At 71.2% G+C, this 20,054-nt stretch carries 28 protein-coding genes and 1 pseudogene; 17 read left to right on the top strand and 12 right to left on the bottom strand.

Features of this window, described 5'->3' with window-relative positions; all coding sequences use genetic code 11:
• The first annotated feature begins 1 nt into the window (after position 1).
• From DEJ30_RS14855 to DEJ30_RS14845, 3 genes are all read left to right on the top strand, one after another.
• Complete coding sequence (locus DEJ30_RS14855) at positions 2 to 1,141, top strand: cysteine desulfurase family protein (RefSeq protein ID WP_110862477.1); 1,140 nt, start codon at positions 2 to 4, stop codon at positions 1,139 to 1,141.
• Between the two features lie 79 nt (positions 1,142 to 1,220).
• Positions 1,221 to 1,487 (top strand): hypothetical protein, encoded by a 267-nt coding sequence (locus tag DEJ30_RS14850; RefSeq protein ID WP_146238609.1) that lies wholly within the window; start codon positions 1,221 to 1,223, stop codon positions 1,485 to 1,487.
• A gap of 218 nt (positions 1,488 to 1,705) precedes the next feature.
• On the top strand, positions 1,706 to 1,996 hold the full coding sequence (locus DEJ30_RS14845) for a hypothetical protein (RefSeq protein WP_110862475.1): 291 nt from the start codon (positions 1,706 to 1,708) through the stop codon (positions 1,994 to 1,996).
• Between the two features lie 3 nt (positions 1,997 to 1,999).
• Here the strand turns inward: DEJ30_RS14845 and DEJ30_RS14840 are convergent, their stop codons facing one another.
• A complete protein-coding gene (locus DEJ30_RS14840; RefSeq protein ID WP_110862474.1) occupies positions 2,000 to 2,467 on the bottom strand; it encodes an MSMEG_6728 family protein in 468 nt (155 codons plus the stop codon).
• An 88-nt stretch (positions 2,468 to 2,555) separates the two neighbouring features.
• Here DEJ30_RS14840 and DEJ30_RS14835 point away from each other — a divergent pair, with 88 nt between their 5' ends.
• Positions 2,556 to 3,152, top strand: coding sequence for an NAD(P)H-dependent oxidoreductase (locus tag DEJ30_RS14835; protein WP_110862516.1), 597 nt, complete (start codon positions 2,556 to 2,558; stop codon positions 3,150 to 3,152).
• Between the two features lie 12 nt (positions 3,153 to 3,164).
• On the opposite strand, the gene DEJ30_RS14830 is transcribed toward DEJ30_RS14835, so the two are convergent.
• Genes DEJ30_RS14830 through DEJ30_RS14820 form a run of 3 tightly spaced genes read right to left on the bottom strand, consistent with a single transcriptional unit; the run spans position 3,165 to position 4,542 of the window.
• Positions 3,165 to 3,617: an MmcQ/YjbR family DNA-binding protein gene (locus DEJ30_RS14830; protein ID WP_258369973.1), complete on the bottom strand. Its 453-nt coding sequence runs from the start codon at positions 3,615 to 3,617 to the stop codon at positions 3,165 to 3,167.
• The gene (locus tag DEJ30_RS14825) at positions 3,614 to 3,982 is read right to left on the bottom strand and encodes a DoxX family protein (protein ID WP_110862473.1); all 369 of its coding nucleotides are present in this window, start codon (positions 3,980 to 3,982) and stop codon (positions 3,614 to 3,616) included. The genes DEJ30_RS14830 and DEJ30_RS14825 overlap by 4 nt, the downstream gene beginning before the upstream one ends.
• Positions 3,983 to 4,029: 47 nt before the next feature.
• The gene (locus tag DEJ30_RS14820; RefSeq protein ID WP_110862472.1) at positions 4,030 to 4,542 is read right to left on the bottom strand and encodes a MarR family winged helix-turn-helix transcriptional regulator; all 513 of its coding nucleotides are present in this window, start codon (positions 4,540 to 4,542) and stop codon (positions 4,030 to 4,032) included.
• A gap of 89 nt (positions 4,543 to 4,631) precedes the next feature.
• On the opposite strand from DEJ30_RS14820, the gene DEJ30_RS14815 reads away from it, so the two are divergent.
• On the top strand, positions 4,632 to 5,690 hold the full coding sequence (locus DEJ30_RS14815) for an LLM class flavin-dependent oxidoreductase (RefSeq protein WP_110862471.1): 1,059 nt from the start codon (positions 4,632 to 4,634) through the stop codon (positions 5,688 to 5,690).
• Here DEJ30_RS14815 and DEJ30_RS17945 read toward each other — a convergent pair.
• A complete protein-coding gene (locus tag DEJ30_RS17945; protein WP_181420160.1) occupies positions 5,687 to 6,151 on the bottom strand; it encodes a MarR family winged helix-turn-helix transcriptional regulator in 465 nt (154 codons plus the stop codon). The two genes, DEJ30_RS14815 and DEJ30_RS17945, sit on opposite strands and share 4 nt — an antisense overlap.
• 70 nt (positions 6,152 to 6,221) lie before the next feature.
• On the opposite strand from DEJ30_RS17945, the gene DEJ30_RS14805 reads away from it, so the two are divergent.
• Together DEJ30_RS14805 and DEJ30_RS14800 are read left to right on the top strand one after the other, a co-directional pair.
• Positions 6,222 to 7,100, top strand: a complete 879-nt coding sequence (locus DEJ30_RS14805) for an NmrA/HSCARG family protein (protein WP_110862470.1) — start codon at positions 6,222 to 6,224, stop codon at positions 7,098 to 7,100.
• 29 nt (positions 7,101 to 7,129) lie between these two features.
• The gene (locus DEJ30_RS14800) at positions 7,130 to 8,026 is read left to right on the top strand and encodes an NADP-dependent oxidoreductase (protein ID WP_110862469.1); all 897 of its coding nucleotides are present in this window, start codon (positions 7,130 to 7,132) and stop codon (positions 8,024 to 8,026) included.
• 81 nt (positions 8,027 to 8,107) lie between these two features.
• Here DEJ30_RS14800 and aroQ read toward each other — a convergent pair whose 3' ends face one another.
• Positions 8,108 to 8,551: a type II 3-dehydroquinate dehydratase gene (gene aroQ, locus DEJ30_RS14795; protein ID WP_027466301.1), complete on the bottom strand. Its 444-nt coding sequence runs from the start codon at positions 8,549 to 8,551 to the stop codon at positions 8,108 to 8,110.
• A gap of 142 nt (positions 8,552 to 8,693) precedes the next feature.
• On the opposite strand from aroQ, the gene DEJ30_RS14790 reads away from it, so the two are divergent.
• Positions 8,694 to 10,364, top strand: a complete 1,671-nt coding sequence (locus DEJ30_RS14790; protein ID WP_071405106.1) for a sodium:solute symporter family protein — start codon at positions 8,694 to 8,696, stop codon at positions 10,362 to 10,364.
• A 22-nt stretch (positions 10,365 to 10,386) separates the two neighbouring features.
• Positions 10,387 to 10,722, top strand: coding sequence for a hypothetical protein (locus tag DEJ30_RS14785; protein ID WP_110862468.1), 336 nt, complete (start codon positions 10,387 to 10,389; stop codon positions 10,720 to 10,722).
• A 216-nt stretch (positions 10,723 to 10,938) separates the two neighbouring features.
• Here DEJ30_RS14785 and DEJ30_RS18290 read toward each other — a convergent pair whose 3' ends face one another.
• Entirely contained in the window at positions 10,939 to 11,100 is a 162-nt protein-coding gene (locus DEJ30_RS18290; protein WP_181420159.1) for a hypothetical protein, read from the bottom strand.
• A 464-nt stretch (positions 11,101 to 11,564) separates the two neighbouring features.
• Between DEJ30_RS18290 and DEJ30_RS14775 the strand changes: the two genes are divergently transcribed.
• The 3 genes from DEJ30_RS14775 to DEJ30_RS14765 are packed head-to-tail and all read left to right on the top strand — an operon-like array spanning position 11,565 to position 13,371.
• Positions 11,565 to 11,981, top strand: a complete 417-nt coding sequence (locus tag DEJ30_RS14775) for a VOC family protein (RefSeq protein ID WP_110862466.1) — start codon at positions 11,565 to 11,567, stop codon at positions 11,979 to 11,981.
• 37 nt (positions 11,982 to 12,018) lie between these two features.
• Positions 12,019 to 12,639 carry a DNA-3-methyladenine glycosylase I gene (locus DEJ30_RS14770; protein ID WP_110862465.1) on the top strand — a complete coding sequence of 207 codons (621 nt, stop codon included), beginning with the start codon at positions 12,019 to 12,021 and terminating at the stop codon, positions 12,637 to 12,639.
• Positions 12,640 to 12,690: 51 nt separating this feature from the next.
• Complete coding sequence (locus DEJ30_RS14765; protein ID WP_110862464.1) at positions 12,691 to 13,371, top strand: DJ-1/PfpI family protein; 681 nt, start codon at positions 12,691 to 12,693, stop codon at positions 13,369 to 13,371.
• Between the two features lie 153 nt (positions 13,372 to 13,524).
• On the opposite strand, the gene DEJ30_RS14760 is transcribed toward DEJ30_RS14765, so the two are convergent.
• Complete coding sequence (locus DEJ30_RS14760; protein ID WP_110862463.1) at positions 13,525 to 13,995, bottom strand: GNAT family N-acetyltransferase; 471 nt, start codon at positions 13,993 to 13,995, stop codon at positions 13,525 to 13,527.
• Positions 13,992 to 14,819, bottom strand: coding sequence for a LysR family transcriptional regulator substrate-binding protein (locus tag DEJ30_RS14755; protein ID WP_181420158.1), 828 nt, complete (start codon positions 14,817 to 14,819; stop codon positions 13,992 to 13,994). The genes DEJ30_RS14760 and DEJ30_RS14755 overlap by 4 nt, the downstream gene beginning before the upstream one ends.
• A gap of 33 nt (positions 14,820 to 14,852) precedes the next feature.
• Between DEJ30_RS14755 and DEJ30_RS14750 the strand changes: the two genes are divergently transcribed.
• Together DEJ30_RS14750 and DEJ30_RS14745 are read left to right on the top strand one after the other, a co-directional pair.
• Entirely contained in the window at positions 14,853 to 15,242 is a 390-nt protein-coding gene (locus DEJ30_RS14750) for a DUF5997 family protein (RefSeq protein ID WP_017888549.1), read from the top strand.
• A 39-nt stretch (positions 15,243 to 15,281) separates the two neighbouring features.
• A complete protein-coding gene (locus tag DEJ30_RS14745; RefSeq protein WP_110862461.1) occupies positions 15,282 to 15,788 on the top strand; it encodes a hypothetical protein in 507 nt (168 codons plus the stop codon).
• A gap of 48 nt (positions 15,789 to 15,836) precedes the next feature.
• On the opposite strand, the gene DEJ30_RS14740 is transcribed toward DEJ30_RS14745, so the two are convergent.
• Both DEJ30_RS14740 and DEJ30_RS14735 read right to left on the bottom strand, forming a co-directional pair.
• Positions 15,837 to 16,286: a phage holin family protein gene (locus DEJ30_RS14740; RefSeq protein WP_110862460.1), complete on the bottom strand. Its 450-nt coding sequence runs from the start codon at positions 16,284 to 16,286 to the stop codon at positions 15,837 to 15,839.
• Between the two features lie 175 nt (positions 16,287 to 16,461).
• Complete coding sequence (locus tag DEJ30_RS14735; RefSeq protein WP_110862459.1) at positions 16,462 to 17,937, bottom strand: MFS transporter; 1,476 nt, start codon at positions 17,935 to 17,937, stop codon at positions 16,462 to 16,464.
• Between the two features lie 110 nt (positions 17,938 to 18,047).
• On the opposite strand from DEJ30_RS14735, the gene DEJ30_RS14730 reads away from it, so the two are divergent.
• Both DEJ30_RS14730 and DEJ30_RS14725 read left to right on the top strand, forming a co-directional pair.
• Entirely contained in the window at positions 18,048 to 18,614 is a 567-nt protein-coding gene (locus DEJ30_RS14730) for a TetR/AcrR family transcriptional regulator (protein ID WP_110862458.1), read from the top strand.
• Between the two features lie 9 nt (positions 18,615 to 18,623).
• Entirely contained in the window at positions 18,624 to 19,151 is a 528-nt protein-coding gene (locus DEJ30_RS14725; RefSeq protein ID WP_110862457.1) for an Lrp/AsnC family transcriptional regulator, read from the top strand.
• Between the two features lie 16 nt (positions 19,152 to 19,167).
• On the opposite strand, the gene DEJ30_RS14720 is transcribed toward DEJ30_RS14725, so the two are convergent.
• A complete protein-coding gene (locus DEJ30_RS14720) occupies positions 19,168 to 19,599 on the bottom strand; it encodes a GNAT family N-acetyltransferase (protein ID WP_110862456.1) in 432 nt (143 codons plus the stop codon).
• A gap of 111 nt (positions 19,600 to 19,710) precedes the next feature.
• Here DEJ30_RS14720 and DEJ30_RS14715 point away from each other — a divergent pair.
• Positions 19,711 to 20,054, top strand: a pseudogene (locus tag DEJ30_RS14715) (hypothetical protein); the annotation flags it as partial.

The raw sequence follows: 20,054 nt of genomic DNA, 5'->3' as shown, positions 1-20,054 counted from the left end.
CGTGTTCTACCTGGACCGCGCCGCCACCACCCCGGTCCGCCGCGAGGTGCTCGAGGTGATGTGGCCGTACCTGACGGGGGTGTTCGGCAACCCCTCGTCGACGCACGGGTTCGGGGACGAGGCCGCGCGGGGTCTCACCGCCGCACGGGCCGCCGTCGCCGGGGTGCTCGGGTGCCGGCCCGCCGAGGTCGTCTTCACCACCGGCGGCACCGAGGGGGCGAACACCGCGATCAAGGGGATCGCCCTCGCCGCTCCCCGCGGTCGGCACGTCGTCACGAGCGCCATCGAGCACGAGGCGGTGCTGGAGAGCTGCGCGTACCTCGCCCGCTTCCACGACTTCGACGTCACCGTGCTGCCCGTCGGACCGGACGGCCGCGTCGACCCGGCGGTGCTGCGTGCGGCCCTTCGCTCGGACACCACGCTCGTCTCGATCGCGCACGCCGACAACGAGATCGGCACCGTGCAGGACGTGCCGGCGCTCGCCGCGGTGGCGCACGAGGTCGGGGCGCGCTTCCACACCGACGCCGTGCAGTCCGCGCCCTGGCTGCCGATCGGTCTCGGGCCCCTGGGCGTCGACGCGCTGTCGTTGTCCGGGCACAAGCTCGGCGCCCCGAAGGGCACCGGCGTGCTCGCCGTGCGCTCCGGCGTCCCGCTCGAGCCGCTGCTGCACGGCGGGGGACAGGAGCGGGGGCGGCGGTCCGGCACCGAGGACGTGGCCGGTGCCGTGGCGGTGGCGACCGCCCTCGGGCTGGCGGCGGAGACGGTGCGGTCGGGGGAGGGCACGGCGACCACCGTGCGCGACGCGGTGCTCGACGGCGTGCTCGCCGCGGTCCCCGGTGCATTCGTCACCGGATCGCGGGAGCACCGACTGCCCGGGCACGCGTCGTTCTGCTTCCCGGGTGTCAACGGCGAGACCGTCCTGCTCGAGCTCGAGCAGCGCGACGTCGTGTCGTCGTCGGGCAGTGCCTGCGCGGCGGGCAGCACCGAGGCCTCGCACGTGCTCACGGCGCTCGGGGTCCCCGAGGACGTGGCCCGGACCGCGCTGCGCCTGACGTTCGACGCCTCGCTGACGGCCGACGACGTCCGGGTCGTCGTCGGAGCGGTGGCCGACGCCGTGGCGACCGTCCGTGACCTCGGCTGAGGTGTACTAGACGTTCTACTCCATCTCTGGGTACGTGTCCCCCCTTCTGCGGACAACCGATCTGCGTCAGAGTGTCGTCATGGCAAACGCGATGATGACCAGGACCCGACGGGACGACCGCTTCCGAGCGGTGCAGCTCCTGCCGGCGCCGGCCACCCTCGTCGCGCTCGCCCTGGCAGCGCAGCACGACCTCGGCACGGCCCCGCTCGGGCTCATCGCCGTGGTCGGAGCGCTCGCGACCGCCGGGAGTGCCCTGCTCCCGATGGTCCGGCCAGCCGCCGCCCCCCGGTCGATGCCCGCACCGACCGAGACGGACCGGTACCGAGAGGACACCGAACACCCTTGAGGTCCACCACCGTGCGGTTCCCCTGAACCGAGCCGCGCGGTGGACCCAGACCGGATGTCGACCCCCTGATCGACGTCCGGCGCGGGGCGCGACGTTCCCCCTGTCGTCGTGTCCCGCCGTACACCGCGATCCCGCCGTGGGTCGACGTCCGCACCCCTGAGCGGCGTCGGTTCCCCTGCAGCCCACGGCGGGTTCCGGTTCCCCGGTAGCGTCGTCGCATGCCCTCGTACCGCGTGACCCTGGCGATCGGTGCCCTCGCGACCGGCACCGCACCGGACGCCGTCCTGCCCGCCGCGGCCGCCCTCGTGCGCGAACACGCCGTGGTCGAGGCCGAGGACGTCCGCCTGCTCCGTGGCGTCCCGTGCGCGGTCGTGCGCTTCGAGGCCGAGGACGACCGTGTCGCCGCGGCCGTCCGCGACGTCGCGGTCGACGGGCTGCAGGACGTGGTCGAGATCCGCTCCGACGTCGTCACCCGGCGCGAGGGTGGTCGCTGGATCCCGGTCGCCTGACGATCAGGCGGTGTGCGTCGCCGGTGCCGGGGTCCCCGGCCAGACGTAGTCCAGGTCGTCCGGCACGTCGGGGAACAGCTCCCGGTAGTGCTCCGGCGCCTTCTGCACGAGCTTCGAGCGGTGCGAGACGTGCAGGGCCTCGTCGTCGTTCCACGGCGGGATCGGCACGTCACCGCGCTCGTACGCCGCCAGGTCCTCCGGCACACGGCCCAGGTCGAGCAGGGTCTTCTCGAGGCACGTGTCGGCGTACCCGCGCTCGGCCCAGACGCGGCACGTGGCCTCCTGGTAGGCCATCAACGCCGGGCGGTAGCCGCGCCACATCGCCGTCACCGGGTGGTGCTGCCAGCCGTAGTCGGGGAGCGTCAGTGCGCGCATCACCTGCAGGGTCTCGACCCGCTGCTTGCCGAGCCGCCGGTCGTCGAGGACCTCGGCGGATGCCCGGAAGTCGGCGTACGGCAGGAAGGTCTGCATGGCGCGGACGCTACCCGGACCGACTGGCACCCGACACATGTCGTCACGAACGTGCCGCCCGCCCCGGCAGCGTGTGAGCATCGACCGCATGAGCGGAGAACTGGTCGTCGGCGTCAGTGGCAGCCCATCGGACCCCTCGCGGACCTCGACCCTGGTCGCGGCGACGGTGGCCCGGTTGGCCGAGGAGATCGACGGCGCCCGGACCGAGACGATCGAGATCGGCCCGCTGCTCGCCGACCTCGGAGCGGCCTCGGGTCGCGAGACGATGTCCGACCGCACCCGCCGGGCCCTCGAGACGGTGGAGGCCGCGGACGTGCTCGTCGTCGGCAGCCCGGCCTTCCGGGCGGCCTACTCCGGCGCCTTCAAGCTGTTCTTCGACTGGGTCGGGCAGTACGACCTCGTCGACACCCCGGTGCTCCTGACCGCCACCGGTGGCAGCGACCGGCACGCCTTGCTCGTCGAGCACCAGATGCGCCCGCTGTTCGGGTTCTTCCAGTCCACGACCCTGCCGCTCGGGGTCTTCGGCAACGAGCGGGACTTCACCAAGCGCGAGGGTGGGTACGACATCGCGAGCGTGGACCTGGAGCTCCGCATCGACCAGGCCGTCCGTAGGGCCGTGCCGCTCATCCGCGGGGGCTTCGCCACCGCCGGGGTCGCCGACGTGCCCCGTCCCGCGGACTTCTGACCCGCGGTCCGCTCAGTCCGGTCGGTGACGTCGTCCGCTGCGGACGGGCCGTCGCGCCTGCGGCAGGGTCTCGACGACGAGCTCGTACGAGTTGCGGACGAGGTCGCCGACGAACGCCTCGGTGACGCCGGCCCCGCCGTGGAGCGTGATCCAGTGCTCCTTGTTCATGTGGTAGCCGGGCGTGACGGTGTCCCGCTCCTGTCGCAGGGCCTCGGAGTGCTCCGGCTCGGCCTTGAGGACCACGACGGGCTCTCCCGGGACCTCGGTGACCAGCAGGAACACCTTGCCGACCACCTTGAAGACCTCCCAGTCGGGGCCGAAGGGGTGCTCGTGGGTCACCGCTGGCAGACCGGCCGCGACCTCCATCGCGTGCTCCTGCACGGCGGTGCCGTCCAGGTCGTCGGGGTGGCCTGAGTCGTCGCCGTCGTGCGCCTGTGAGGAGTCCGTCCGCGGTGCGCCCGTCATCCGGCCACCGTCGTGAAGCCGAGCACGGCCGCGGCGACGGAGAGGACGGCCAGGACGAGCGGCGGCACGACGGGTTCGTGTCGCCGGGCGTGCACGACGACCGCCCCGATCATCAGCACGGCGAGCCCGACAGCGGCGATCGGGGTGAGGACCTGAGCGGTCGAGGTGAGCAGCGGCAGGACGAGGCCCAGGGCGCCGACGACCTCGAGGGCCGCGATCAGCTTGATCGCGGCGGGGGAGAAGTCTGCGGCCCAGGGCATCCCGCCGTCGATCAGCGCCGATCGGGGGCGGACGAGCTTCAGGACGCCGGCGCCGAGGAAGGCGAAGGCGAGGAGGCCGGAGATGATCCAGAGTGCGATGAGCATGGGGTGTCTTCCTGTTGGTGAGCGTGGTGAGCGTGGTGCGCGGTGGTTCAGTCGTGGTCGTCGGGGCGATCGGCGTCGGCGTCCCGCTGGTCGAGGTGGTGGTGCAGGGTGGCCGTGAGTGCTCGCATGGTCTCGAGCTGGTCGGGTGTGAACGCGTCGACGAACACCTGGCGGACCAGCCGGAGGTGCGCGGCGGACGAACTGCGGAAGACGCTCGCCCCGGTGCCGGTCAGGGTGACGGCGGCGCCGCGAGCGTCACCGCCGACCCGTCCCCGGAGCACGAGCCCGCGTTCCTCCATGCGTTTGAGGTGGTGCGACAGGCGGCTGCGCTCCCACCCGATCCCCGTCGCCAGGTCCGACGACCGCAGGGTGCGGTCCTCGGCCTCGCTCAGGGCGAGCATCACCGAGTAGTCCCCGGGGGAGATCCCCGAGGTGTCCAGGAACGCCGTCGACAGTGTGCGCCGGACGCGCTCCGACGCCTCGACGTAGGCGCGCCAGGTCGCCAGTTCGTCCGCGTTCGGTGATCGCCGTCCGGGTCGGTGCTCGTCGGTTCCGTGCACGGTGCCTCCATCGTTGACAAGCCGACCATATCCGCAGATGATTGACGCGTCAATTACATGATTGACACGTCAATGAAATGAGGGCCACCATGTCCGACATCACCTTCGGCCTCGACACGTTCGGGGACGTCCCCACCGATGACCACGGCGCCCAGGTGGGTCACGCGAGGTCGATCCGGCAGCTCGTCGACGAGGCGGTCCTGGCGGACCAGCTCGGCGTCGACGTCTTCGCGGTGGGCGAGCACCACCGGCCGGAGTACTCGGTCTCCTCGCCCGAGACCGTCCTGGCCGGCCTGGCGACGGCGACCGAGCGCATCCGTCTCAGCTCGGGCGTCACGGTGCTGAGCTCTGACGATCCGGTCCGTGTGTTCCAGCGCTTCGCGACGGTGGACGCGCTGTCGAACGGACGGGCCGAGGTGATCCTCGGTCGCGGGTCCTTCACCGAGTCGTTCCCGCTCTTCGGCTACGACATGACCGACTACGAGGTGCTGTTCGAGGAGAAGATCGAACTGTTCGCCCGGTTGCTGCGCGAGACACCCGTCACCTGGTCGGGCACGACCCGTGCGCCACTCGTCGACGCAGACGTGTTCCCGAAGACCGAGCACGGGCTCCGGACCTGGGTCGGCGTCGGCGGGTCACCGCAGTCCGTGGTGCGCACCGCCCAGTACGGCTTCCCCCTGATGCTCGCCGTCATCGGCGGGCAGCCGGAGCGCTTCCTGCCGTTCCTGGACCTGTACCGCCGTGCCACGGAGGAGTTCGGGACGACCGCCCACCCCGTCGGCATGCACTCACCCGGGTTCGTGGCCGACACCGACGAGGAAGCGCTCGAGGCGTGGTACCCGCACTACAAGGTCGTCCGCGACCGGATCGGAGCGCTGCGCGGGTGGCCGCCGGTGACGCGGGCCGAGTTCGACCACGAGGTACGGTCCGGCTCGATGTACATCGGGTCCGCCGAGACCGTGGCCCGGAAGATCGCCCGGACCGTGCACGCGATGGGCGTCGGTCGGTTCGACATGATCTACACCTCGGGGGCCCAGTCGATGCGCGCCCGCCTGCGCTCCGTCGAGCTCTACGGCGGTACCGTGGTGCCGCGCGTGCGGGAGCTGCTGGCCGAGATGCCGGCGACGCAGACGACGGACGCGGCCTAGCTGCGGTCAGGGGAGGGCTCGGCGGCCAGGGTGTCGCCGAGTCGGGTCAGCAGGCCCCGGAGCACGTCCTGCTCGCTCGCTGTCAGGCCTGCTGTCGTCTGCGCTTCCAGGGAGTCCCAGACGGCCGCGACGGGCTCCTCGAGCGCGCGGCCGGCGGCGGTGAGTGACACGAGGACGATCCGACGGTCCGCCGTCGAGCGCTCGCGGTTCACGAGTCCGAGCTTCTCGAGCCGCGCGAGCGCCTTCGCCGTGGTCGGTGGCTCCACGGACAACCGACGCGTCAGGTCCGCCTGTGACAGCGGGGCTTCCCTCCACAGCTCCATCAGCACGAACTCCTGGCCGGCGGCGAGACCGACGGCCTGCAGCAACGAGCCGGCGAGCTTCCGGTGTGCCTTGGCCACCGCGGGGATCAGCGAGCTGATCGGGGTCGCAGGGCGCTCGGGGCTGCCTGGGGAGTCCATCCGAGTCCTTCCGGAATAATCATTAGTCGGCTTAGCTTCTACCCGACGATCGAACACGAAGGAGTCAACCATGACGACAGGATCCACCCCCACCATCGCCGTCTTCGCCGCCACCGGGAGCCAGGGCGGTGCCGTCACCGACGCGCTGCTGGCACGCGGCGCCACCGTGCGCGCACTCATCCGCGACACCGGTTCCGAGAAGGCCGCCGCGCTCGCCGAACGCGGGGTCGAGCTCGCCCGTGTCGACGTCGCTGATGCCGCCTCGCTCGCCGCTGCGCTCGAGGGCGTCGACGCCTTCTGGTTCATGACCACGCCACCCGGGGGCATGCAGGACGCCGACACCGCTGGGGAGACCGCCCAGGGCATCGCACTGGCCGACGCCGCTGCGGCGGCACGCGTGCCCCGCGTCGTCTTCAGCTCGGTCGGCGGTGCTGAGCGCGACTCCCACGTGCCGCACTTCGACTCGAAGTACCGCGTCGAGGAGCACCTGGTCGCCCTGGGGCTGGTCACCACGATCGTGCGTCCGGTGTTCTTCATGGACAACTTCCGCTGGTTCGCGCCGACGACCGAGGACGGCACCCTGGTCCTCCGCCTGCCGTTCCCCGACGACGTCGTGCTCCAGATGATCGCGGCGCGCGACGTCGGCGCCGTGGCCGCCACGGCACTGCTCGATCCGGACGCCGTCCCGGCCACGATCGAGATCGCCGGCGACGCCCGTACCGGCAGCGAGATCGCCGCGGCCTTCGCCGAGCACACCGGCATGCCCGCCCGGTACGAGGCGCTGCCCCTGGCCGTGATGGACGGGCAGGACGACATGCAGGCCATGTTCCGGTGGTTCGCCGAGACGCCCGCCTACCAGGCCGACCTCGACCAGGTCCGCCGCATCGCGCCGGACACCTGGACGCTCGACCGGTGGCTGCAGGCCGTCCACTTCACGCCCGCCCGCTGACGCCGCCGACGAAGCACCAGGGAGACACCATGCAGGCAGTGCAGTTCACCGCGTACGGGTCACCGGACGTCCTCGAGGTCGTGGACGTCGGCGTGCCTCGCCCCGGGCCCGCCGAGGTCGTCATCGACGTCGCCGGTGCCGGCATCAACCAGCTGGACACCAAGATCCGCTCCGGGGCGATGGCCGCGGGTGCAGCGCTCGCCGCACCGTCCGGCACGGGGTTCGACGCGGCCGGGACCGTCGTCGAGGTCGGCACCGACGTGACCGACGTCGTGCCGGGCGACACCGTCTTCGGCACCGGACGGGACACGCTCGCCCAGCAGGCCGTGCTGACCCGGTGGGCGCTGGTCCCCGCCGGTGTGGACGCCGCCGACGCCGGCGGATGGGGCGTCGCGGTCGAGACGGCGAACCGGCTCCTCACCGAGATCGGCCTCGAGCACGGCACGCTCCTGCTCAGCGGCGCGTCAGGTGGCGTCGGTTCGGCGCTCGTGCAGCTGGCCCGGGCTCGCGGGCTGCAGGTGGTCGGGACGGCGAGCGAGCGGAACCACGCGTACCTCGAGGGCCTCGGAGCGGTCCCGGTCACGTACGGGCCCGGACTGGTCGAGCGGGTGCGCGCGGTGGCGCCGAGCGGGATCGACGGCGCGCTGGACCTCTCCGGCGCCGGGGCCATCCGTGACCTCGTCGCGCTCGTCGGCGATCCCCGGCAGGTGATCTCGATCTCGGACTTCACCGCCCCCGGGCTCGGCGCGCGCGTCTCGACGGGCGCGAACCGCTCCACCGATCCGCGCGACGGCTTCGTCGAGGCCGCAGCCCTGCCGGGCTTCTCGCTGCACGTCGAGCGCCGGTACCGGCTCGACGAGGCGCGGGCCGCGCACACGGCCGCGGAACGCGGGCACACCGTCGGCAAGCTCGTCGTCATCCCGTAGGCGAAGGCGGTCCGGGGCGCGTCGGGTGTCGGACGGGAGGCCCGTGGCGGGTCCGCCACGGGCCTCCCGTCCGCCTGTTGCTCAGCCGAGCAGGGACGCGACGTGCGCGACCGCCAGGCGGTAGCCGTCGGCGCCCGCGCCGGCGATGACCGCCGTCGCGGCGGTGGCGACGTGGTCGACGTGGCGGAACGGCTCGCGCTTCCACGTGTTCGACAGGTGCACCTCGACGACGGGGACCCACAGGGCCTCCACCGCGTCGTGCAGCGCGACCGAGGTGTGCGCGTAGGCAGCGGGGTTGATGACGACCGCGGCGAAGTCGTCGAGCGCCTCGTGCAGCCACTCCACGAGCTCGCCCTCGCGGTTCGTCTGGCGGAAGTCGGCCTCGAGCCCGTGCACGGCTGCCTCGGTGTGCACGATCGCCTCGATCTCGGCGAGCGTCACGGTGCCGTACTGCTCCGGGTCGCGGCGCCCGAGGATGTCGAGGTTCGGGCCGTTGAGGACGAGGATGCGCGACGCGTCGGTCATGGGCCGAGCGTAGCGAACCGGGGGAGCGTTGCGCGGCTCGGACGATGCATGTGCTGGCTATGTGAACGGTCACAAACCGGTGTAACGTCTCCGTCCGGGTCGGCAGAGTTGTCGACTGCAACACACTGACGTGGAGATGTGAATGGTTCTCGCTGCAGCGAACGAAGGGATCCGGCTCGACTTGGGCTGGGTCGACTACCTGATGATCATCGTGTACTTCGCGGTCGTCATCGGGATCGGGTTCACCGCCCGCAAGCAGGTCCGGACGAGCATGGACTTCTTCCTGTCCGGCCGCTCGATGCCGGCGTGGATCACGGGCCTGGCGTTCGTGTCCGCGAACCTCGGTGCCACCGAGATCCTCGGCATGGCGGCCAACGGTGCCCAGATCGGCATGGCCACCCTGCACTACTACCTCGTCGGCGCCGTGCCCGCGATGGTGTTCCTCGGCCTCGTGATGATGCCGTTCTACTACGGCTCGAAGGTCCGTTCCGTGCCGGAGTTCATGCTGCGCCGCTTCGGCAAGGCGCCGCACCTGGTGAACGCGATCGCGTTCGCGGTGTCGAACGTGCTCATCGCGGGCATCAACCTCTACGCGATGGCCATCGTCATCGAGGCCATGCTCGGCTGGCCGGAGTGGCTGGCGATCATCGTCTCCGCCGGCTTCGTGCTCGTCTACATCACCCTCGGCGGGCTCTCGAGCGCGATCTACAACGAGGTCATGCAGTTCTTCGTGATCATCGCGGGCCTCATCCCGCTGACGATCGTCGGTCTGCACCGCGTCGGCGGCTGGGACGGCCTGTCGAAGGCCATCACCGAGACCCAGGGCGTGCAGCACCTGCAGGCCTGGGCCGGCACCGGTTTCGGTGACGTCACCAACCCGATCGGCGCCAACTGGCTCGCCATCGTGCTCGGCCTGGGCTTCGTGCTCGGGTTCGGCTACTGGACCACGAACTTCACCGAGGTGCAGCGCGCGTTCTCGGCGAAGAACATGTCGGCGGCCCGGCGCACCCCGCTCATCGCCGCGATCCCGAAGCTCTTCATCCCGGCCATCGTCGTGATCCCCGGCCTCATCGCCGCGGCCGTCGTGGGCAACCAGTTCGCAGACGGAACGCTGACCTACAACGACGCGATCCCGAAGCTCATCCAGATGTACCTGCCGACCGGCGTGCTCGGCATCGCGGTGACCGGTCTGCTGGCGTCCTTCATGGCCGGCATGGCGGCGAACGTCTCGTCGTTCAACACCGTCTTCACCTACGACATCTGGCAGCGCTACATCCGCCCGAACATGCCCGACCTGCACTACCTGAAGACCGGTCGCTGGGTCACAGTGGTCGGCGTCGTGGTCGGCATCGCAACCGCGTTCATCGCGGCCCAGGCGTCGAACATCATGACGTACATGCAGACGCTGTTCTCGTTCTTCAACGCACCGCTGTTCGCCGTGTTCATCCTCGGCCTGCTCTGGAAGCGCATGACGACGCAGGGTGCGCTGTGGGGCTACGTGCTCGGCATCGTGACCCCGACGATCACCTGGATCGCCTACCTGGTCAACCCGGACCTGTTCGCCACCGCCACCGCTGAGACCCTGTACGGCGCGATCATCTCGTTCGTCACCGTGCTCGTCGTCGGCTTCGTCGTCTCGATGCTCACCAAGCCGAAGGACGAGAAGGAGCTCGGCGGGCTCGTCTACGGAGTCGGCAAGATCGACCTGCACGGCGACTCGGTCGCGACGGACACCGCCTGGTACCGCTCGCCCGCCCTGCTCGGCACCGTCGCGCTCGTGCTCTGCGTCGTCCTGTACCTCCCGTTCCTCTGATCCGCGAAGGAGACCACTTCTCATGAGTGACACCACCACCCCCGGCGCGATGACCGAGGAGCAGAAGGCTGCCCTGGTCCGCTCCACCCGCCGACTCGACCTGCGCCGCATCCTCGGCGGCCTGTTCGTGCTCTACGGCGTGATCACGACCATCGTCGGGATCGTGCACTGGAACACCGACCCCGAGAAGACCGGCGGGATCCACATCAACCTGTGGGTCGGGATCTCGCTGCTCGTCGGCGGTGGCCTGTTCTTCCTCTGGGACCGCCTGAACCCGGTGCCCGCCGAGGACATCATCGGCCAGGCCGAAGCCGAGGCGGACCAGCGTGCCGCGGGCGAAGGGCGCGAACTGGCCTGAGGCGCCCGGGTCGGGCGTCCCGGCCTGACGTGGAACGACGAAGTCGCTGTCGGACGACAGCGACTTCGTCGTTTCCAGCCTGGGCGGCGGACGCCTTGACCGGAGCCTTGCATGGCGGGTAGCATTGATATGTCGATCGGGTGCTGCTCGTTCGAAAGTGAGCCCCGGAGTATCCTGCAGCCAGCGCGGGACCGGGGTTTTGCGCTGCCCGGGCGGTCATTCGGCCCGCACGACCTCCACTCGCACGTGCTCGCTCTCGGCGCCGTGCACGTGCATCCCGCAGGCGATGTCGGCGAGTGACAACAGCGGCTCCAAGCCGCCTCGGACGTGTTCGTACTGCAACTCGGCGCCGAGGCCCCGAGCGCGGAGAGAGTCCATCATCGAAGCATCACCTGCGTCCCGCGCCGGCCCGCGCGACTCGAAGACCACGCGACTGACTCCGCGCTGATCGAGCTCCCAAGCGAGGCGCTCCCAGGCATCGCCTGCGACGGCGTTCCGTCCGGGCCGGACGACCGGTGTAATGGATGACGACGATGGCGACGGCATGCCGCAGGAGGTCGAGCCATGAGAGGCGCTGTTCTCCGAGCGCCTCGTACCAGTGCAGCTTCCGCATCCGCCGAGGGGTCGCCCGTCGAATCGCCTCGCGGGCTTCGTCCTCGCCATTGGTCCGCATGATCACCGCGGCGAGGACGTACGCGGCGTGGTCCCGTCCACCACCGGGTTCCGACTCATCGACGTACGCCTGCATCGGACCAGCATATTGTGTACCGGTTGGTTCCCCCACGAAACGGTTGCGTGCTGATCCAGGTGGGTCCAGGTTGAACGTGACGAAAGGAACCGCCATGGACACGATGGTTTTCATCAACCTGCCCGTTGCCGACCTCGAACGCTCGAAGGCGTTCTACGAGGCGCTCGGCTACTCGATCAACCCGGCCTTCAGCGACGACACCGCGGCGTGCGTGGTGGTGAGTGACGCCATCTACGTGATGATCCTGACCACCGCGAAGTTCGCGGAGTTCACCGACAAGCGGATCGCCGACGCCGACACGATCGAGGTCATCAACTCGCTCAGTGCCCCGTCGAAGGAAGAAGTGCACCGCGTCGTCGACGCCGCGGTGGCCGCCGGCGGCACCGAGGACCGCCCGGAGATGGACCTCGGCTTCATGTACCAGCGGAGCTTCACCGACCCGGACGGACACCGCTGGGAGTACGTGTGGATGGACGAGCAGGCGACGCAGGACGGCCCGCCCGCCGAGTGAGCCAGGCGCTGTCGGCGGCGCCCGCCAGGATGGTCGCATGAGCACCGAGCCCGTCGACGCCCCGCCCGTGCCCGACCTCGTCACCGGCGACGACGGCCTCGCCCGGCCGGTCTGGGCGTCGTCGGACGAGCTCCTGCGCGAGTACTACGACACCGAGTGGGGCATGCCCGTCCGCGACGAACGCGGGGTGTTCGAGCGGCTCTCGCTCGAGGCGTTCCAGTCGGGTCTGTCGTGGCGCACGATCCTCGCGAAACGACCGGCGTTCCGTGCAGCCTTCGCCGACTTCGACGCCGACACCGTCGCGGCCTTCGGCGAGGACGACGTCGCACGGCTGATGGCCGACGCCGGGATCGTCCGGAACCGCGCGAAGATCCTCGCGACGATCACCAACGCGAACGCCACGATCGCGCTGCGGCAGGACGGCGGGCTCGCCGACTTCGTGTGGTCGTTCCGGCCGGCGTCCACGCCCGAGCCGCGGTCGTCCGCCGAGGTCCCGACGAAGTCGGACGAATCCCTCGCCCTGTCGAAGGCGCTGCGAAAGCGCGGCTACGCCTTCGTCGGACCGACGACGATGTACGCCCTGATGGAAGCGCTCGGCATCGTCGACACCCACCTGATGGGCAGCCACCGGCGCGGCACCTCCGGGGTCTGGAGCTGACGGAAGGAAGCGGCAGGGGCGGGGTGCGCGGGCCGGGACTATGGTCGCGGCATGGCCGATGAGATCCGGATCGCGTTCCTGCTGTTCCCGCACCTGACCCAGCTCGACCTGACCGGTCCGGCGCAGGTCCTCAGCCGCGTGCCCGGCTCACGCGTGGAGTACGTGGCGGCGACGCTCGACCCGGTGCCGAGCGACTGCGGCTTGTCACTCGTCCCGACCGTGACGATCACCGACGCGAGCGCTGCGGACGTTCTGGTGGTGCCCGGCGGCGACGGTGCCTTCGACGCGATGCTGGACCCCACGGTCGTGGCCTTCGTCCGGCGCCAGGCCCGGGACGCGACGTGGATCACCTCGGTGTGTACCGGCGCCTTCGTGCTCGGCGCCGCCGGGCTGCTCGCCGGCAGACGCGCGACGACCCACTGGGCCTCGAAGCCGATGCTCGAAGCCTTCGGCGCGCAGCCGGTGGACGTCCGGGTCGCCCGGGACGGCGCCGTCGTCACCGCCGCCGGGGTGAGTGCGGGCATCGACATGGCGCTGTGGCTCGCGGCTGAGCTCGCCGGACGGCCCGCGGCCGAGGCGATCCAGTTGCAGATCGAGTACGACCCGCAACCGCCGTTCGACCACGGATCCGCCGAGCGTGCCGACGCCGCCGTCGTCACCCGGGCCCGCGCAGCAGCCGAGGAAGCGCGCGGCGCGAGGGTGACCCGCGCAGCCGCAGCGGTCCTGCACTGATGCGGACCTGCGCACGGTCACGAATCCCCGCTGGGCTCCGCCGAGTGGTCACGACGCGTCGTTCCGGGCGCGGCCAGTCGACACTTCGTGACCGCTCGGGGCCATGCACGCGGGGTGTTGTGACCGGGCGGTGACCCGAGCCGCCGTCCTGCGCTAGACCAGGGCTTTGCGCATCTGCGCCGACGTCACCTGGTACCCGAGCGCCGCGTAGAGCTCCTGCGCCCCCGTGTTGTAGCCGAACACGTTCAGCCCGATGCTCGTCGCACCGTTCTCGGCGGCGGCACGGTGCCCGAGTTCGAGCGCCCGACGGGCGTGCCCGCGGCGCCGGTGCGCCTCGTCGATCTCGACGTTGAACACCCACCAATCGGTGCTGCCCGGCGTGAGTGGTCCGATCCACAGGTACCCGATGACGGTGTGGTCCTGATCGGTGACGTCCCACACCAGGTGTCCGTCAGCGGGGGAGCCGCCCGGGAACCAGCGGTCGAGTGACTGCTGCTTGTTCGCCTCGGCCTGCTCGCGGGTCTCGCCCGCCTGCATCCGTGACTCGACGTACTCGGCCATCGTGCTCTCGAGCCAGGCCGGCAGACGTGTGGCCGGCATCACGACCAGCCGCGTGTCCGTCATCGGTTGCCCTTGGAACCCCGGCTCGGCTTGCCGCGCATCTTGCCGCGACCGGGCGTGGGCCCCTTGCCGGTGTTCGACTTCTTGCCGCTGCCGGACTTGCCGCTGCCGGGCGACTTGGCCTTGGCCTTGCCGCCGGCGCCGGCGCCGGCGCCGGCGGAGCCGCCCCTGGAGCCCGACGCCCCCGACGCACCCGACCCACTCGACCCACCCTTGGCAGCCGACCCGGCCTTGGCACCGCCACGAGCCGGACGCGAGCCGTTGTCGTCGTCGCGATCCGTGCCTCCCGGCTGGCGCGAACTGTTGGCGGTCCGCCCGCGCACCACGCCGATGAACTCCTCGGTGGTCTCGGTGGCGTCCTCGTCCCGCCAGACCAGCGCGATGCGCGTGCCCTCGGCGTTCATGAGCGGACGGCCCACCAGGTCCTTGCGGCTGGCGGCGCGGAACAGTGACTGGGGGAGCACGACGACGCCGACGTTCGCCTCGACCAGGTCGAGCGATCCGTCGATGTCGGCAGGCACCGGGCCGGCGTCGATCACGTGGACCTCGGCGTCGGCGAGGTCGACCTCGGCGAGTTCGGCGAGGGGGGAGTCCTTGGGCATCGCGACGACGGCCGTCTCGGTCCAGAGCGGGATGGCGTTGTGCTGCTCGGACACGGGCATGCGTGCGAAGACCATGTCGGCCTCGCCGGCCAGCGTGTCGTCGACGTCGTCGGCACCGATCGGCCGCAGCCGGAGCTCGATGGAGGGGAAGCGTTCCCGCCAGACACGGGCCCACTTTGCGGGGGAGACCCCCGGCACGAAGGCGATGGTGAGAGCCGCGGTCATGCAGACGAGCATAGGGGCCGTACCCTTGTCCTCATGGCGCAGGAACAGACCATGAAGCCCGAGACGGCTGCGAAGAAGCTCGGCATCTTGCTGACGGCCGCTCCGGAGTCCTTCCAGAGCGCTCCCCTCACGCGGACCGCCTTCGACGAGCTCCGGACCGAACCCCCGACCTGGCTCGAGGACCTCCGCCGCGACGGCCCGCACCCGCGACCCGTTGTGGCGCAGAAGCTCGGCATCTCCATCTCCGGCCTGAGCCGTGCGGGGATCGACGACGCGCTGACGACGGCGGACATCAAGACGCTGCTCGAGCAGAAGCCCGAGTGGCTCGTCCGCGAACGTGCGACGCAGGCCGCCGTGCACGCCGAGAACGCCCGCGTGAAGCAGGAGCGCGCCGCCAAGGCCGCTGCCCGCGCCGAGGACTGACCCCACCCGCTCTCCTCCGCCGCACCGAGGACACCCCACGTGCACGAGACCGTCGCCGACGCCATGCTCGTCGTGCCGCAGTTCGCGTCCGTGTGCTGCATCGTCGGTGACCGCTACCGCCCGCGTCCGGGCGTGATCGTGCCGGCGGGCGTGATGCTCGTCGCGATGCTCATGCCCGTCGTCGACGCCGGAGCGGTGTGGACCCTGTTCGCCTCGACCCTCCTGCTCCTGCTCGCGCCGTTGCCCGTGATGCGTCGCCGCCGCCCCGACGGTCGCCGCGCGGAGCCGATGGACGTTCACCGCGCGCTCTCCGCCGTCGTGATGGCGGGGATGCTGCTGACGGGGCACGCGACGGGGGTCGCCGGCGACCACGCCGGGCACGGCATCGCACTGTCCGCGGTGCTCGGCGCCGGCGTGATCGGCTACTGCGCGTTCAGCGGCTGGCTGCTCCGGTACGAGTGGGGTCGTGAGGACCGGCGGGCCGTCCGCAGCGGCGAGGTCTTCGCGATGACCGTCGCCGTGGTCGGCATGACCCTGGCCATGTAGCGGAGCCGCCTGCCCGGTCAGTCGCGCGCAGCCGGTCCGTCGGGTCCGTCAGTCGCGCGCGGCGCTGTCCGTCGAGGCGTCCGCCGCGTGCGTCACCCGCTGCTTCGCCGCCTGGATCGTGTCCTTCGCCACTGGCGGCACACCCCGCCGGATCCCGCGCAGGCCGACGACGAACAGGATCGCGGTCACGATCGCGAACACGACGAACGTGATCCCGGTCGCCGCCCACAGCGGCAGCGCCAGGGCGAGCAGCGCCACCGCGAAGCCCGCCAGCGCGACCAGGGTCGTCACGGCGAACGCGACGGCCACCCCGGTGAGCACCAGCCCGGTCTTCGCACCGCTCGCGCGCTCGCCGATCTCGCGCCGAGCCGAGGCGACCTCGTCACGCACGGCGCGCAGCACCGGCTCGAGGGCCTTCTGCACGAGACCGGCGGTCACCGTGTCGCGGAACGACGGCCGTCCGGGAGCGGTGGTGTCGTCGTGGTCGGTGCTGCTCATGGGGGTCTCCTGTCCGGGCGCGGCGGTGCGCGTCCCCTGACGGGACGCGGCTGGTCCGATGATCGTCACGCTGGCTCGCGTGCGCCCGGTGCGTTCCCAGGTTGTGCAACGGACGGGAGGCCCGCCCCGCGTCGACGACGCCGGACGGGCCTCCCGGGTGGTCGGGCCCACGGCCCTACTCGCTGACCTCCTCGAGGTCGTCGATCCCACGTGCGGCGGCCGCTGCGCGGCGGGCGCGCATCGACGGCGCGGCGAGTGCGGCGAGCACGGCCACGACCGCCACACCGGTGCACGCCCAGAACCCGATCGTGAAGGCGTCGTCCGTCGGCAGCCCCTGCGGCGTGCTGTGCGAGGTGATCAGCGCTGCGATGACGGCGGTGCCGACGCTCGAGCCGATGGTGCGGACGACCGTGTTGGCGCTGATGGCCTCACCGGTCTGGTTCGCGGGGACGCTCTCGATGATCGCGTTCGAGCAGGCGGCGAGGGCCATGCCGATCCCGATGCCGGTCAGGACGCCGGAGGCCACCACCTGCCACAGCTCGGCGTGTGCGATCGCCGGCAGCAGGAACGCGGCGACGATGGCGAACCCGCCGATGAGCATCGGCGGCTTCGGGCCGACCTTTCGCACCAGGATGCCCGCGATGGGCCCGGCGACGACCATCATCACGACGGTCGGCAGCAGGAACAGACCGGCCTGGGTGACGTCCTTGCCGAAGCCGTAGCCGAGCGCCGTCGGGAGCTGCAGGAGCGTCGGCACGAGGACGAAGGTGCCGAACATCGCGAACCCGAAGACGAGTGCGACGACGTGGGCGGTCCAGACCCCGCGGACCGCGAAGAGCCGGACGTCGATGAGCGGCTCGGCGACCCGGAGCTCGACGAGGACGAACACGACCAGTGCGACGGCGCCGAGGACCAGCAGGCCGATGGTCTTGCCGTCGCCCCAGCCCCAGGTCTCGCCCTCGCTGACGGCGAGCAGGATCGCGACGAGCGACACCGCGAGGACGAACGTGCCGACCATGTCCAGGCGGCCGGGCTTGCGCACGGGCGACTCCGGCATGCCGAAGACCGCGCCGAGCAGTGCGATGACGACGAGCACGGCGGGGAGCCAGAACAGCCAGTGCCAGGACAGGTGCTCGACGATGGGGCCGGCGGCGACGATGCCGACACCGGCACCGATGCCGAAGATCGCGGACAGCAGGCCGATCGTGACGCTGACCTTCTCCTTCGGCAGCTCGTCACGCACGATGCCGATCGACAGCGGCATCACGGCTCCGGCGGCACCCTGCAGCGCCCGCCCGACGATCAGGACGCCGAGGTTCGGCGCGAGGGCGGCGAGCACGGCGCCGACGAGCAGGATCGACAGCACGACGATCAGGACCTTGCGCTTGCCGATCATGTCGCCCAGGCGACCGAGGATCGGCGTGAGCACCGAGGCGGAGAGCAGGTAGGCGGTGAGCACCCAGCTCGTCGCACTGGTGGAGGCGCCGAGGTCCTGCCCGATGGTGGACAGTGCCGGGGCGACCAGCGACTGCAGGACCGCGAAGGACAGGCCGCCGAGTGACAGGTAGACGATGATCGCCGTGCTGTTCGGCCGGCGTCCGTCGGTGGTGGGGTGCGAGCCGGTCCGTGGGCTCTGCAGAGTGTCGGTCATCGTGCTCCGTGTCGTCGATGTAAACAATTGCTGACATGACGAGCGTACGCGTTCGGGAGAGCATGTCAACGCTTGCTTACATCCCTGTGAGGACCGATAGGCTGCGCTCCATGAGCAAGGACGCCGCGGCCACCCGACTGCTGCTCGTGCAGGCCGCCCGGCGTCGGTTCGCCTTCGACGGGTACCGCGGGACGACGGTGCGCGACATCGCCGGGGACGCCGGGGTGAACGTCGCCCTGATCAACCGGTACTTCGGCTCGAAGGAGGGGCTCTTCCGCGCCTGCCTCGACCGCGTCGTCCGCGCACTGGGCGCCGAGGAGACGAGCGAGCGGGGCCTCGAACGGGCGCTGACCGGCATCATCACGCACATCGTGCGCGCCCCGAACGACGACGACTCCCTGCAGCTCATGCTCCTGCTCCGGTCCTCCGGCGACGACGGCGCCGATGCCATCCGCCGTGAGACGCTGCGCCGGTACGCCGAACGGCTCGCGGGCGCGGTCGGCGGCGCGGGGTCCGAGGAGCTGCTCGTCCGCGCCGAGATCGCGCTGGCGGTGGTGCTCGGGATGTCGATGCTCCGTCAGTCCACCGCGGTGGAACCGCTGGCATCCGCTGACGACGCCGTCGTGTCGGCCGCGCTCGAGGACGCCCTCCGCGCCCTGCTCGCACCGCCGCGGTAGCGTCGAGCCGTGTCCGACCGTCCCGCACGTCGCCCCGACCCCGTTCCGCGCCTCGACGAGGTCGACGAGCGCATCCTCTGGACCCTGTCGGCCGACGCCCGGATCCCGAACAACCGGCTCGCGGCCGCCGTCGGCATCGCGCCGTCGACCTGCCTGGCACGGGTCCGTGCGCTCGAGGACGCCGGGGTGATCCGCGGCTACCGGGCCGAGGTGGACGTCGCCCGGCTCGGGTTCTCGATCGAGGCGATGGTGTCCGTCCGGGTGCACGCCGCGGCCCGCCACGAACTGCGGGACTTCGCCAAGCGCCTGCTCCGGGTGCCCGTCGTGCAGGACGTGTCGTTCCTGGCGGGGGACAAGGACTTCCTCGTGCACATCGCGTGCGAGTCGACCGAGCAGCTCCGGGACTTCGTCGCCGACGAACTCAGCGGCGACCCCTCGGTGGCGACGACGCAGACGAACATCGTGTTCGAACGCCTCGTCGCCGACCGGGCGACCCAGGGCCGCTCGTTCGACGAGCTGCGGCGCTGGCGGGCCTGACGCGCGGAACCCCGGGTCAGCGCTTCCGGGTCATCGGGATGTGCGGGATGCGGTCCTCCAGGTACTCGTCCCCCGAGCGCACGAAGCCGAAGCGGCCGTACCACTGCTCAAGGTGCGACTGCGCGCCGAGGGCGATGCTCGGCGAGCGGGACTCGGCGATCGCGGCCTCCATGAGCTGCACGGCGAGCCCCTGGCCGCGGGCGTGCTTCGCGGTGGCGACCCGGCCGATGCGTTCGGTGCCGTCGGGCTCGCGGAGCAGGCGGAGCGTCGCGTCCACCGAACCGTTGCCGGCCCAGAACTGCACGGTGCCCGGCTCGAGGTCACGGCCGTCGATGTCGCCGTACGCGGCCTCCTGCTCGACGACGAAGACGTCCTGGCGGAGCCGCAGGATCTCGTGCAGCGTGACGATGTCCAGGTTGCGGGTCGGAGCGTTGAAGATCGAGACCACGGACGGCCCTTCCTGAGAATTTCTTCCGAAACAGGGTGTGTTCCGGACCGGATCGGCGTACATTGCCGGTCAACCACTCTACGTGCGCAGCCGAGATCAGGAGGTGAGCGCATGGACCACCCGTTGCGCGCACCCTGGCGCGCCGCACTCCGCATCGTCCTGCTGGGCGTCGGGACCCTCGCCGCCCTCGTGCTGCTGTCCCTGTTGCTCGGCGCACGACCGGCCTCCGCCGCGACGACCTCGGCCACACCGACCGAGCAGCGCGGACTCGTCGGCAGCGTCGTCGACGGCATCGGTGGCACCGCGCAGGGCGTCGCCGGCGAGGTCGGCAAGGTCGTCGGCGGCGTGACCGATCCCGTCCGCAAGGCCGTGGCACCGGCACCTGCTGCACCGGCACCTGCTGCGCCCGCTCCGATCCCCCTGCCCGCACCTGCTCCTGTCTCTTATACACATCT

Origin of the sequence: Curtobacterium sp. MCPF17_003 (assembly GCF_003224385.1) — a bacterium.
GTDB classification, from domain to species: Bacteria; Actinomycetota; Actinomycetes; order Actinomycetales; family Microbacteriaceae; genus Curtobacterium; species Curtobacterium flaccumfaciens.
This window is presented reverse-complemented; position numbering and strand designations above follow the sequence as displayed.